Origin of the sequence: Vibrio owensii, assembly GCF_002021755.1 — a bacterium.
Classification (GTDB): Bacteria; Pseudomonadota; Gammaproteobacteria; order Enterobacterales; family Vibrionaceae; genus Vibrio; species Vibrio owensii.
In genome coordinates, this window is record NZ_CP019959.1 from 174,512 (window position 1) to 187,155 (window position 12,644).

General features: G+C 45.7%; 8 protein-coding genes. 4 read left to right on the forward strand and 4 right to left on the reverse strand.

All coding sequences use genetic code 11. The annotated features are described in order from the left end of the window. The first annotated feature begins 130 nt into the window (after positions 1 to 130). Positions 131 to 4,531, forward strand: coding sequence for an SslE/AcfD family lipoprotein zinc metalloprotease (locus tag A9237_RS00760; RefSeq protein WP_078607160.1), 4,401 nt, complete (start codon positions 131 to 133; stop codon positions 4,529 to 4,531). A gap of 90 nt (positions 4,532 to 4,621) precedes the next feature. On the opposite strand, the gene A9237_RS00765 is transcribed toward A9237_RS00760, so the two are convergent. The 3 genes from A9237_RS00765 to A9237_RS00775 are packed head-to-tail and all read right to left on the reverse strand — an operon-like array spanning position 4,622 to position 6,265. Beyond that, the gene (locus A9237_RS00765) at positions 4,622 to 5,284 is read right to left on the reverse strand and encodes a DNA alkylation repair protein (protein WP_078607163.1); all 663 of its coding nucleotides are present in this window, start codon (positions 5,282 to 5,284) and stop codon (positions 4,622 to 4,624) included. Next, positions 5,284 to 6,045 (reverse strand): class I SAM-dependent methyltransferase, encoded by a 762-nt coding sequence (locus A9237_RS00770; RefSeq protein ID WP_078607165.1) that lies wholly within the window; start codon positions 6,043 to 6,045, stop codon positions 5,284 to 5,286. The genes A9237_RS00765 and A9237_RS00770 overlap by 1 nt, the downstream gene beginning before the upstream one ends. Before the next feature lie 4 nt (positions 6,046 to 6,049). Further along, complete coding sequence (locus A9237_RS00775; RefSeq protein ID WP_078607168.1) at positions 6,050 to 6,265, reverse strand: DUF6434 domain-containing protein; 216 nt, start codon at positions 6,263 to 6,265, stop codon at positions 6,050 to 6,052. Between the two features lie 253 nt (positions 6,266 to 6,518). On the opposite strand from A9237_RS00775, the gene A9237_RS00780 reads away from it, so the two are divergent. Next, positions 6,519 to 6,950 (forward strand): hypothetical protein, encoded by a 432-nt coding sequence (locus tag A9237_RS00780; protein ID WP_078607171.1) that lies wholly within the window; start codon positions 6,519 to 6,521, stop codon positions 6,948 to 6,950. A 56-nt stretch (positions 6,951 to 7,006) separates the two neighbouring features. Here the strand turns inward: A9237_RS00780 and A9237_RS00785 are convergent, their stop codons facing one another. After that, complete coding sequence (locus tag A9237_RS00785; RefSeq protein ID WP_020197370.1) at positions 7,007 to 8,542, reverse strand: diguanylate cyclase; 1,536 nt, start codon at positions 8,540 to 8,542, stop codon at positions 7,007 to 7,009. 446 nt (positions 8,543 to 8,988) lie between these two features. Between A9237_RS00785 and A9237_RS00790 the strand changes: the two genes are divergently transcribed. Together A9237_RS00790 and A9237_RS00795 are read left to right on the forward strand one after the other, a co-directional pair. Beyond that, positions 8,989 to 12,147, forward strand: a complete 3,159-nt coding sequence (locus tag A9237_RS00790) for a response regulator (protein WP_078607172.1) — start codon at positions 8,989 to 8,991, stop codon at positions 12,145 to 12,147. Between the two features lie 17 nt (positions 12,148 to 12,164). Next, positions 12,165 to 12,644: a hypothetical protein gene (locus tag A9237_RS00795; protein ID WP_009706043.1), complete on the forward strand. Its 480-nt coding sequence runs from the start codon at positions 12,165 to 12,167 to the stop codon at positions 12,642 to 12,644.

Below are 12,644 nucleotides of genomic sequence, written 5' to 3' on the forward strand. Positions count from 1 at the left end.
TGAGCCCTAAAAAGTCACTAAAAGTTAGGCACTTATAAATCAAATCTCAATATCTGTGAGCTTTTCGATAAAGTTAATCTCAACCAACTCGCCATCCAGACGACGATGGCATTTCATAAGGGTTTAGTCTTTGAAAAGAAGTCTTCTTTCAATCCTTGTCGCTTCGCTGCTGTTTGGCTGCGGAGGCGATGAAGACAAACACTCAACAAGTACCACACCTCCAACGGTCGAACCAGATTTACCGCCTGATCAACCCGATATTGGCGTAACGACCTACCAAGGTAAGCTGTTCATTAACGGTAAACAGATCACTGGTGATATTCAGTGTGATGGGCAAGACATCAGTGAGTCTGGCTACTTCACCTACGCTGCTTCAGAAGGCCAGTTTGATTGTCAATTTGGTGGTGTGACTTTAGGTGAGTTCAGTTACCAGATCCCTGAGCAAACTCGTATGGGTTCACAGCCAGCTGAATTAACGCAAGCCTATGACCTAAAAGACGTTCTCGGTCGACACGCAAACAACGCCACTAAGCTGTTAAACAAGGTCGACACGTGCCCTACTCAGGACGCACAAGTGTGTTTGGATGAAATCAACAGTTATGACATCCAAGACTTATACGAAAGTGACGATCAAGCTGCGATTGATGAGTTTCTCAATCCAAGTGTCGCAAACGAAGGTGAACAACCAAGCGCGCACGTTGACCCAGAACTTCAACCAGAAGTCACTCCGGGCGCTAGCAACAACTTAACAGGCTCGTTCGTATCTGCTAATGCAGAGGCGACTTACGAATACAAACCAAGTGCAGCCAACAAACCGTTGACCAAAAGCCGTTTGACCGACTCGCAAGGAAATGCGCTTGCTGGCGTCGAGTTCTTTAGCCAATCCGCACGCGGAATCACGGATGCCAACGGTGAATTTGAATACCTTTGGGGTGAGAACCTGATCTTTGGTATCGACACCTTTACTCTAGGCCAAGTGAAAGGCAATAAGGTCAATTACCAACTTGCGGATTTAAGCGACAGCCCATTGGTGAAACAGAACCTTGATGCGTTCGTTCATCGCTATGGTGTGTCTTCTGGCAACCACATTGAGATCAGCGATACCGTTCGTCAGGTGTTTGCACAATACCCGAACGTTATTAACGAGCTGATCAATTTGAGCCTACCAAACGGCGCAAAAATTGAAGGCACGAACTTCACCACGCCAAATGAGTTCGAAGCGCAATTCAGCCAAGGTTTAACACAAATCATTGATGGGCAACTAAAGCAGACGCCTCAATGGTCAGGCTTTGCTGCACCTATGCTGCGTACGGTTCGTGCTTCTGGTAGCAATTATGTCACCCAGTCTCTGCATCAGATTTATGCTGGTGTGGATAGCGTACACGTCTTCCATGATAACCATGGTTGGGGTGGCTCTGGTTACACACGTGCGATGCGTAACTTCAACCTAACTAACGAAGCCTTCCCTGTTCTGATGCCACGTAACGACAACAGCTACTGGCTCCCGTTTGGTGAAGAAGCGGCATGGACTCGTGGTTCTGGCAAAGATCAAAAAGCCTACATTGTGGATGCCACAACCATTGATGAAAACTCAACGGTGGTTATGCAGCGCCCAGAAGTAATTTCCAAACAAACCGCGACCTTTAATCTACCAACCATGACGGCAGGTATGATTGGCTCGGGTAAAGTGGTGTTCTTGGGTAACGCGATGTACACCTCTATCTTCTCTTGTCCAGAAAACTACTGGGCAGGCGCAGATCTGGGCATCGACAGCCAAGCGCAGCAATGTCGTTATAACACTCCTCACAACCAAGAAGCGCAAGATGCGGATACTCGTACTGATCACGGCAGCATGCATATCATGTTCGGCAACTTGATCGATTGGTTAGTGCCGAATGCAACGCAAGAATCTGTCACGATTGCTACCAACATCAACAAGGGTCACGCATTCCGTTGGGATCGCAAAGAAGGTCAAATCTACGACTTCTTTGTCAATCCAAGTTATAAATTGGGTGAAATGGACGTATTAAGCAGCGGTCAGTTTGATTCATTAGATCCAACCTCTACACCACTGCTTTTGCTTCAGTCTTACGAAATCAAAACCGATGGCTACGCGACAAAATCCGTCGTGTCTGACATCAACCAACCTAAGTTGGACGCAGACGACGTCACAGCGCTGATCGAATACGTAAACAACGGCGGTAGCATCATCTTCTTTGATGCTTTAGAAGAGAGTAACCCAGAGCCGATTGCTCGTTTAGCGGATGCGGCAGGCGTTTCTGTTGGTGGAGCGAACGTTGCCAAGACATTCCAGTCTCTGTGTACGGACAGCTATTGGTGTCACAGCACATCAGGTCCGAACGTACCTAACTTGCATACGGTCGCAGAGCACGACCTCGTGGTTTATGAACGTTATGCAGACACGACTAAGATTGAGATTAATGACAACGGTACGGTGACATGGCCGGGCAATATCGACATGCCTACCCTTGAGATACCGCTATACAAAGTCTCCATTGATGGACAAGAGCATCAACGTTATGCATTCCACATGGTGAAGTCGGAACAAGAGAAACAAGCAGCAATCGCAGAGCTTCAACGCGAGTTTCCTGGCGTTCCGGTTTGTAAAGACAATTACCAATACGAAGTAAACTGTATTGAAGTGCGAGAAGGCCATGGCATTCCGAGCCGTGGTAACCACCATCGCCCAGACTTTACCCGTTACGAAATGAGCCCTGAAGTCGTGGATAGCATGGTAAAAGCGGCGAACTTAGGTGCCAGTATTGATCGCCTACTTTCTCACGAGCTTTACTACCGCAGTAAAGGGGAAATTGGTGAACGCTTGTCGCAAGCTGAGCTAACTTCAACCTACGATAACCTATCCGTTTGGCTTTGGAATGATGAGCAATACGAGTTCAATCCAAACGTACAAGATGAGCTTGGCTTCAAACGTGCGGTCGAAATGCTGAACTGTTACACGAGCAACGCACATCAAGGCGGTAATGTTTGTGGTCAAGAGACGCGAGAGCAACTTGCTAAATGGTCAATGATTACCGAATCAGGCGAGCTGAACCCATCTTACCCTCTAAACTGGATGGAAAAGCCGTTAACACGCATGATGTTGGGTCGCTCTTACTGGGATTTAGAGATCAGTGTTGATACGACAGGCTACCCGGGGCGCCCTGTTCAATCAGGCAGTGCAGCGAGCGTTGCGATTCATACCGACAACAAAACCGTGATTGGTACGGCAGGCAGCATGCAATCGACGGGCTTGTGGGCGCCGCAACTTGAAGAAGTCACCATCTCTGGTGGTGTAAAAGCGTCTATCAATGTTGCATTGGTTGATGACTTAACAGGCCGTGCAAACCACGAACTGAGCTTGAAACGCCCGCCACGCGTGCAAAAGACTTTCCAATATGATGGTTCGTCTTTGAGCTTCAAAGTACCTTACGGTGGTTTGATTTATATTCAACCGTTAGAAGTGGATTCTCGTGACGTTGTGACGTTTAACTTCACTGGTGTGCTTCGTGCGTCTTGGTGGAAAGACGGTGCTTGGTTAAACCCAATCAACACTGACGTCCCATTGGCAGAAATCGATTCTGGTCATTTCGTCTACACGACGCCAGTGAAAAACGTATTGGACACAGACGTACCTAAGTTTGCCGATGAGCTGAACGCATTCGCGAACCATGCGAGTGATTTTTACGGACGTGATCAAGTCACGGTAGAAGGAAAACACCGTCGATTTACATACGATACCCTGATCGCCAACCGACACCGCTTCGTGAATGATGTGCAAATCTCGATTGGTGCGGCGCACTCAGGCTACCCAGTTCAAAGTAACAGCTACTGGCCAACATGGACTGTCGTGCCATCAAACCCAGCCAATGACTGGTTGCTATGGCATGAAGTCGGACACAACCTTGCTGCAGCGCCGTTTATGATGGCAGGCTCTACCGAGGTCACCAACAACATTCTTGCGCTTTACATGCAAGAACAGCGTGAATCAAAGCCATACATGGACCGCATTGCGAGTGATCTATCCAAGTCACCGTTATGGCTCGACCGTTTTGAAGGCCATGCTTGGAGTGAAGCGGATGTCGGCATGCGCTTAGCGATGTTCGGCCAATTAAAGCTTTGGGCAGAAGACCATTTCAACATCGATGATTGGTATGCGAATCAAGCAGAGAAGCCGAGCATCTTTGGTGAAGACCAAGGTTGGAACTTCTTCAAACTCGCACACCGTAAAGCACGTGGAGACAGTATTGGCGACCAAGGCATTAACTACTGTTCTGCACAAAGCAGCCAGTTAAGCCAAGGTGATCTCATGATGGCATGTACCTCATACCTGACCGGATACGATCTGACAGATTACTTCCGTATGTGGAACCCATCAGAAACCAAAGCCAACCTGCCAAATGGCACTGTTGATTACTCTGGTGGTTTAACGCCTGCTGGTTTCAACGCGGTTGCGTCGATGGATTTACCGAAACCAGATAAGTCTCCTTCTGAGTATTTGTCTGTTAAGTAACCCGTAAGACGATAAAAGCCGACAGAATTCGATTCTGTCGGCTTTTTTTGTATCACTCTGTTTGCTTTAGCGAAATACCGAAGAGGTAATCTACAGGGCCATGAGCTCTCGCTTAGTTTGCTTATCCAGCTTTTCTATCGCATATCGAAACGCCGTTCTCGGCATCTTGCTATGGTGACGTTTTAAGTAATCCACCACCCGCTCTGATTCTTTTTGGGCCAGCACTTTGAGCATCCAGCCATAACCCTTTTGCACTAAGTAATGATCATCTTGGAGCAACAAATCCGCTATGTGAAAAGGCTCAGTCCCATTATATAGACCTTTATTGATCGGATAGATAAGCGTCACAGCGGCTGCTCGTCTCACGGCAAAGTTATCACTCTTTACCCACTCCAATGTGCGAGTAAACAGGCTGTTGTCCTGAGCAATAAGCGCACCGAGTGCATGGGTGCAAAAATCATCACAATCATTCCAATCGGTAATGTAATGATAAAGCCAAGATTCGAATCGATCGTACGTGGCGGCATCATACTGCTTTTTCACTCGGAACGCCCAGTCAAACGCAATCACGCTTAATGCCCAATCGCGCTCTGCCAGCAAAGTTTCACACTGTTCAAAAACGAAGTCTGCCTGCTTACTGTCTAAACTTCGAAAACCATCGGCAGAGATCACTCTCACCAAGCCCGTACGCACGCGCTTCTCTGGGTACCCAATCTCACTTAACTGTTGAGTTAACGTTTTTACAATACTCATTATTTTTCTTTCTGTACTTCCATTTCGATACGTTTAGCATGAATCAACCACCAAGGTCGTCCATCAAACAAACGAGGTCCAACTTGTTCGACTTCCAACATCAACCCGTCAACAACTTCTTCAGGTAATACTTTTCTTAATTGAACTTCATGACTCACCCATTCTTGATAGACCGCATGCCAAAATTCGGAAATCCCCTCTCTTTCAGTGGCCTCGATTAATTCATATCCATTTTTTTCGAGCGCTAAACGCCATGCGCTTCCGAGCTTTTTAAATTTAGGCGATCCTTCCAATGGCTCTCGTGTCGTGAAGAGCAGTTGACCACCTTTGTTAAGTAAACGATGGATATCCGATAGCACTTGGTCTTCATCGCTTGCAAATGACAGTGCATCAATGCTGATCACACTGTCAAACTTTGCTGAAAGGCTGGATAAATTCTCAAACTCTAATTTGAAAAACTCGATGTTTGAGCCTTTCAATGTATGTTGTTGAGCATACTCAATCGCAAATTCAGAACGATCGATGCCTAAAACGTGACCGTTTAATGTCTGGTTCAGCCAGCGACTAAAACCACCAGCTCCACAACCTAAGTCCAATACAGTCTGGGGGTTGAGAGCAATTAGTTTACCTTGGAGTTGTTCGAGTAACTGGACAGTGCAACTGCTGTAAGGCTGCAGTTCAGAGGGGTACTTCTCGCCTGCCGCTTTGGTCCATAACGAATTAAAGAGAGCGTTGTTTAAACGGTATTGATAACTATCCATAACATTACTTTGCTTGCTGTCTGCGTAACCACTCTTGTGCAGCTTCACCCATGCTTGTTCCTTCTGCGTCGTTCATCCACTGCATAAAGCTCCGGTCAAACTTGAAACCTTCGCCACATTTGGATTTGAAGTAACGACGTACATTTTGAGTGCTCTTATAGGAAGACGTAATTAACGTGTTGTCTTCAATATGATTTTTATGCCAATCCACTTTGCTCATATGTCCCTTCTTCTAGGCTTGGTAGCGACTCATTGCTCAAAAGAAAGAGTGACATCTTCTATGAGCTACATCCACCTTGAGTCTGCGAATACTTCATTTTTGCCAATTCAGTCATATTTCCGTGGCTTATGTGTTGTGCTGACAAGAATCCAAATTGGAACGGGACACGAATATTTACATATCTCGTTGTAATCAGTTTAAGAGAGAGTCGGTCTGCCATTAGGAACCTTCACTACTCAATAAAGGAATGAAAATGAAAGAAACGCTCCAACCAAAGCTTCAACGTCAGTTGGGATTAGGGCTGTTAGCATTGCGCTTAAGTATCGCGTTGGTATTTATCATGTGGGCGCTAGATAAAGTGCTGGTACCAGAGCATGCAATGAAAGTGTTCTCTGGCTTCTATGGCTTAGATATTTCGAGTGGATTTTCTGTCGCGCTAGGTATTGCCCAGTTGGTGTTCATCGGGATTTTTGTGGCTGGACTTTGGAAGAACCTGACTTATCTTGCGATTCTGGTATTACACGCAGGCTCGACTTTTTCTTCGTTCGCGAAGTACCTAGACCCGTTCAACAACCTATTATTCTTCGCGGCGTGGCCGATGCTTGCTGCGTGTTTCGCTCTTTACCTATTGCGTGATCATGACATCTATGTGTTGAAAAAACAGCCTCAAGCGGTTACGGCTTAACTCACCGCCAGTGACTGAAACACAATAAAAAAGGGAGGCTGAACACCTCCCTTTTGCTAACTGAATATCGGCACTTCTACCATCGAAGTATGATAAAACGCGTAACGCCCTTTACCCAACTGCTTCGCCCTGTACACCGCCATATCGGAACAGTGCAGCAGAATATCAATATCACGCCCCACGCCCTCTGTGAGAACAACCCCAATTGACGCGGTTAAACTGATATCAATGCCTAAACGATCTGCCGTGCTTTGTAATTTAGCGAGGAACTTGTCTAGTTTAAGTTCTAACTCACGCTTAGTTCGAAACTCTTGCGTTAACACCACAAACTCATCACCACCAAATCGGCCTATGATGTCGCGCTTGTGGCCAAAACTCTCTCTCAACACCGCCACAAACAGAGCGATAACTTTATCGCCCGCTAAGTGACCGTATGTATCGTTGATGTACTTGAGGTTATCCATATCAAAGAAGATACAGGCTTTGGGTGTATTACTTAGAGACAACGACTTTTCTGCCCCTCGCAAGAAATACTCCCGCGTGAGCAACCCACTTCGTGAACAAAACACGCCATTACGGCTGGCTTGAAGAACTTGCTCAAAGTGCTCTTTTAGCTCCATCGAACTGTCGTTGAACACTACTTTGCTCTCTTCTAAGAATCGGTCAAGCGGTTGAGTTAAACCGACCACCTGCTTACCCATCAAGCGTGCGATAACGACGTAAATCGCGATAATCAGCATCACATTCGCACCAAACATCAAAGTTCCATCACCTAGCAAGGTACTGAACTTCGCTTTTGAAAGCAGAATCCAAGGCGTGCCTTCTATCTTAGTAAACTCAACATATGACAAATCAAAAGGCTTGCTGTAAGTGAAAAAGCCACCATTGGCCGTTTCTGTCAGTGCTTTAAGGCTCTTTTCACGGTCGAATAGCTTCTCGTAACCGTAGTTAAACAAGTTAATCCCAACATAATGCTTATCTTTGGAATGGCTGATGACATTAAGATTCTCATCTAACAGTACGCTGTAGATGTCGTTTTCATTGTCGGTCTGGAGTGCGGTTTGAATTTCACTGAAATGAATAGACGCCGAGATGGTGCCCATCAAATCACCGAGTTCGTCAAACATAGGACGACACAGCACATAAACAATTTTGCCGTTTGAGACGTCGGTGAGTACGTCTGTCATCACCGCTTTCTTACTGCGGATCACTTGATGGAAGTAGTCACGATGAGCGATGGAATGCACTTTATTGTTGTGTGTGCTGACCATGTTCCCCACACCATCGCTGAACCCTATACCCGCCAGTTCAAAGGCCTGCTTATATGGAACCGCACGTTGCGCACGCTCTTGCAATGTGATGTCTGATTCGATGAAGTGCTCATCTTTACTCATTGCACGTAGCAGATCACGGTAACCATCGACGATAGTACCAAGGTTGAGCTCTGCAGATTTAACATGGTATCGGGCTAGGTTTTTCGCTTCGTCGACCTGCTGGTATGCCCAGTAGGTGAAGTTAGTGAAAAGCGCGATCAAGACAATCGGGACAGTGTAACGCAGAGTGACCGATTGAAGACTTCGAGATACGTTCATGATTTAGTTATTGTTATTTGTTGTCGTATGGAGGTTAACTTTTTATTTAAGCCTTTTTCCCCACTAACCTTTGCATCGTTTGAAGTACAACTCTGGAAAATCGCAAGCACGTATTTCACAAAGTCTCATTAGCAAGAAAATCCGACGATTATACCCACCCCTGTATATCGACACAGCCACTTTATGACCTTTTACGACAAAACATTTTACTCACTCGACAAATGATTTTTGTTTATAAATATCATTACGTTGAATAATTCTCACTGAGTGAGAAACTCTATTTTTATTGATAGATTAGAAGATTTATCTCTTTCAAACACCGACCTTTTGTAACGAGTATCACAATTTTTATATGGCGAAAGTGTGAATTTTTCTGCTTGATTTCTAACAATTGAGATAGTTAGCCTACACTTTTCATATCAACTTATTGGATATGGACGTGCACAGTGGTCGGATCGTTTTCATGGAATAACCTATCTGTTAAGCACAAGCTGTTTAGCTTAGTTTTTTTACCCATCGTTTTACTCCTCTTTCTTGCGGGGCAACAAGTTCACAGGCTTTCCACTCAGGCTAAAGATCTGGAGAAAGCACAACTGTTTTCCGACTATATGGATAGCGTCTCTTATCTGTATAACTTGCCGAATAACAGCGAAGTGTCAGACAAAGAGTCGGAGATCAAAACCGTCACGCAGTCGCTCAATAATGAAGCCAAGAATATCTTTGCCGACAACGGCGTAGAAATGGCAGATCTGCTCGCGAGTCTGGAAGAAGCCAGTCTTTCTCTCGCAATAACAACGGACATGGATGAGCGCTTAGACGTTGCAGAGTGGCGCGCAGACACCTACAAGCAGATTCTATTGGCGTTAGAAAAAGTCCCTTTTAATGACGCTACATTCGAAATCCAAGCTCACCTATCTGCCCTTATGCAGATTGAATGGTTGATGTTTTGGTCCAAAGAAGAAAACCGACTTAGCCAATATCTGATTTACTCCGTTGAGCAAAACCAATTTTATGACGCTGACATCAGCAGCGAGATTGAATCTCTCGTCAAAAACCAACAATTGTTCCTTGAACGCTTCGTCACACTTAATGCCAACCAACAACAAGTTGAACTGTTGATCGAAACATTCACCAATGAAGTGTTCGTCCTTAGCCAAGAGTTCAGAAGCTTTCTGTTCAACGAAGAAGCTCTCAGCACTCTGCCAGAAGGTGAAGTTGCCGCAGGTTTAACCGCATTAAACGGACGCTTAGCATTGCTTAAAAACGTCGACAACAAGATGACCGAGCAATTGAAAGCCGACGTGGACCATGCAATTACGACTGCAAACCAACAGCGCTTGATGTTTATCGGTATTATGTCTGTCATTACCATTTTGGTGATTAGCTTGGCGTTACGTCTGGTTCGTAAAGTGACGAGTAATCTTCAGTTGGTTTTGGAATTTCTTCGTCGTGATAGCTACAGTGAGGAATCGCCGCTTGAAGAGCTCGTTAAAGGTAAAGATGAGTTAAGCAAGTTTGCTCAAGAAGTGGAAAGACTGAGTTATGAGCGTGAACAAGCCAACATCAAACTGACACAAGCAAAAGAAGACGCTGAGCGCGCCAAAGACGATGCGATCAAAGCCAGCAAAGCAAAAAGTAGCTTCCTCGCTAACATGTCGCATGAAATTCGAACGCCACTTAACGGTGTTATCGGTATATCAGAAGTGCTATCTGATACCTCCCTAACTGCCACACAACGCGACTATGTGGATACTATCGAGACTTCATCGCAACTACTGTTGAGCTTGATTAACGACATTCTAGACTTCTCAAAAATTGAATCAGGCATGCTACTTATCAGCCCGCATTCAACTTGTGTTCGTGAGTCTATTTACGACATCGCTTCTATCGTTTCGCCTAAAGCCAAAGAGAAAGGCATCGATCTTCAAGTGAGCATCAGTCGTAACACGCCTTTCCGTTTGATGATTGATGATCACCGCTTACGCCAAGTGGTGATGAACTTTATGTCTAACGCGGTTAAGTTCACGGAAAAAGGTACGGTGCTTCTTTCTGTTACCACCCACAGTGTTTCTGGCTCTAACGCGGTCATGGAATTCTCTGTTCGAGATTCAGGTATCGGTATCGATGAACAACAGCAGAAGAAAATCTTCGAACCATTTGCACAAGAAGACGACTCTACAACACGTCAGTTTGGTGGTACCGGTCTTGGCTTAGCAATCAGTACTCAGCTCGTTGAGTTAATGGGCGGTAAGATTCAATTGGAATCTGAAAAAGACCAAGGCAGTCGCTTTTTCTTCCAACTGTCCCCTTCTGTTGTTCAGCTAGACTTTGATGCCAAACATGCCGCGGCCAATAGCCAAATTTGGTTGGTTTGTGAAGATGCCGCAATGGAAAGCACATTACGTGATGAACTGAACTTCTATCGCATTGCGGTTCATCAATCCGTGACGAGCTTAGACGCGCTTCCAACTTGGATTAACGACAAAGAACACGTCATCGTCATCTACGCCGAAACGCGACCAAATGCTGCGATGGAAAGCGAAGATACCTTCCACCGATTGGAGACTCAAAATGTACGCGTTTGCCTAATCAAACACCTGCAAAGCGACCAATTTGACTTCGGCGAAAGCGTCAGTGCAATGATCACGCAACCTCTGCTTGGCCAACGTTTGGTGAAAGCGCTTGAAAACTGTGAGGCCAAATTTAGCCAAACCGCTCAACGAGCTGCGGCAAACGCGACAGCCAATACCAAAAACAAAATCTTGGTGGTCGATGACAACACAGTAAACCAAAAAATTGCGGGCTTACATGTGACAAAAGCAGGCTTCACGTTCGACCTCGCCGCCAACGGGCAAGAAGCGGTCGACATGTTCAAGAAGAACCAATACGCCTTGATTCTAATGGACTGCATGATGCCCGTTATGGATGGGTTTGAAGCAACAGAGAAAATCCGCCAAGTCGAAAAAGAAGAGAACCGCAGTTACCGCATTCCAATCATTGCGCTAACCGCCAGTGTGGTCGATGACGACATCCAGAAGTGTTTTGATGTCGGCATGGATGACTATGTACCCAAACCATTCAAAGCTAACATCCTCAAAGAAAAACTGGCAAAAGCCGTTGATGCTCCAGAAGTGGACACATCAACCTCGGTACCAACCCCAATCAGCACCGCAGCAACAACACGCCCGGCAGACAAGCCTGAAGAGCCTGCAATGAATACCTTACCAAGCCGTTCAGAGCGCATCTTGTTGGTCGAAGACAATACCGTTAACCAAAAGGTTGCGTCATTGCTGCTGAGCAAAGCGGGCTATCAATTTGAGATTGCCGAGAATGGTCAAATTGCCGTGGACATGTTCCAACAAGATAACAGCTTCGACATCATCTTGATGGATTGCATGATGCCAGTGATGGATGGGTTTCAGGCGACAAAAGAAATTCGCGCTTATGAACGAGTTTCTGGTCTGCCTAAAACTCCGATCATTGCACTGACGGCAAGTGTGGTGGACGACGATATTCAGCGCTGTTACGACTCAGGTATGGATGCCTATGTGCCAAAGCCGGTGAGAAAAGAAAAACTTCTTCACCAAATTGAAAGTGTGATTTAACGGATAAGGTAATGGTCATGGATACCCATTTCTTAGTGAACAAAAACAAAGTGTTGAGATCACTCTCTACTGCAATGATCGCCTTTGCCCTGTTAATGTCGTTTGATAGCGAAGCATTGGCGGCAGACCAGTATGCGATTTTCTCTCTCGACTCAGGTTTTGATGAGCTCAGCATCACCAAAGCAAGAAAGCTTTATCGTGGTAAGACTAAGCGTTTGCAAGGTAAGCGTATTGAGCTGTCTGATTGGCCTGATACTTCCTCAGAGCGCTCAGAGTTTTATCGCTATTTACTCAACAAAAACATCGCGCAAATGAACGCGCACTGGGCGAGCTTGTCGTTCTCTGGCAAAGCACGTCCACCAAAAGTTATCGACAATTCCAACATGGATGCCCTATTAGCCTGGATGAAAGAAAAGCCGAATCGCATTGGCTATGCACCGGTGAGTAGCCTCCCTTCTGATGCACAAATCCTCTACGTAGTAAGTTCGGAGAAATAA

What these genes read in the sequence shown, in the direction of transcription:
- A9237_RS00765 (WP_078607163.1), bottom strand. Translation starts at nt 5,284, where the DNA reads ATGAGTATTGTAAAAACGTTAACTCAACAGTTAAGTGAGATTGGGTAC.
- A9237_RS00770 (WP_078607165.1), bottom strand. Translation starts at nt 6,045, where the DNA reads ATGGATAGTTATCAATACCGTTTAAACAACGCTCTCTTTAATTCGTTA.
- A9237_RS00775 (WP_078607168.1), bottom strand. Translation starts at nt 6,265, where the DNA reads ATGAGCAAAGTGGATTGGCATAAAAATCATATTGAAGACAACACGTTA.
- A9237_RS00780 (WP_078607171.1), top strand. Translation starts at nt 6,519, where the DNA reads ATGAAAGAAACGCTCCAACCAAAGCTTCAACGTCAGTTGGGATTAGGG.
- A9237_RS00785 (WP_020197370.1), bottom strand. Translation starts at nt 8,542, where the DNA reads ATGAACGTATCTCGAAGTCTTCAATCGGTCACTCTGCGTTACACTGTC.
- A9237_RS00795 (WP_009706043.1), top strand. Translation starts at nt 12,165, where the DNA reads ATGGATACCCATTTCTTAGTGAACAAAAACAAAGTGTTGAGATCACTC.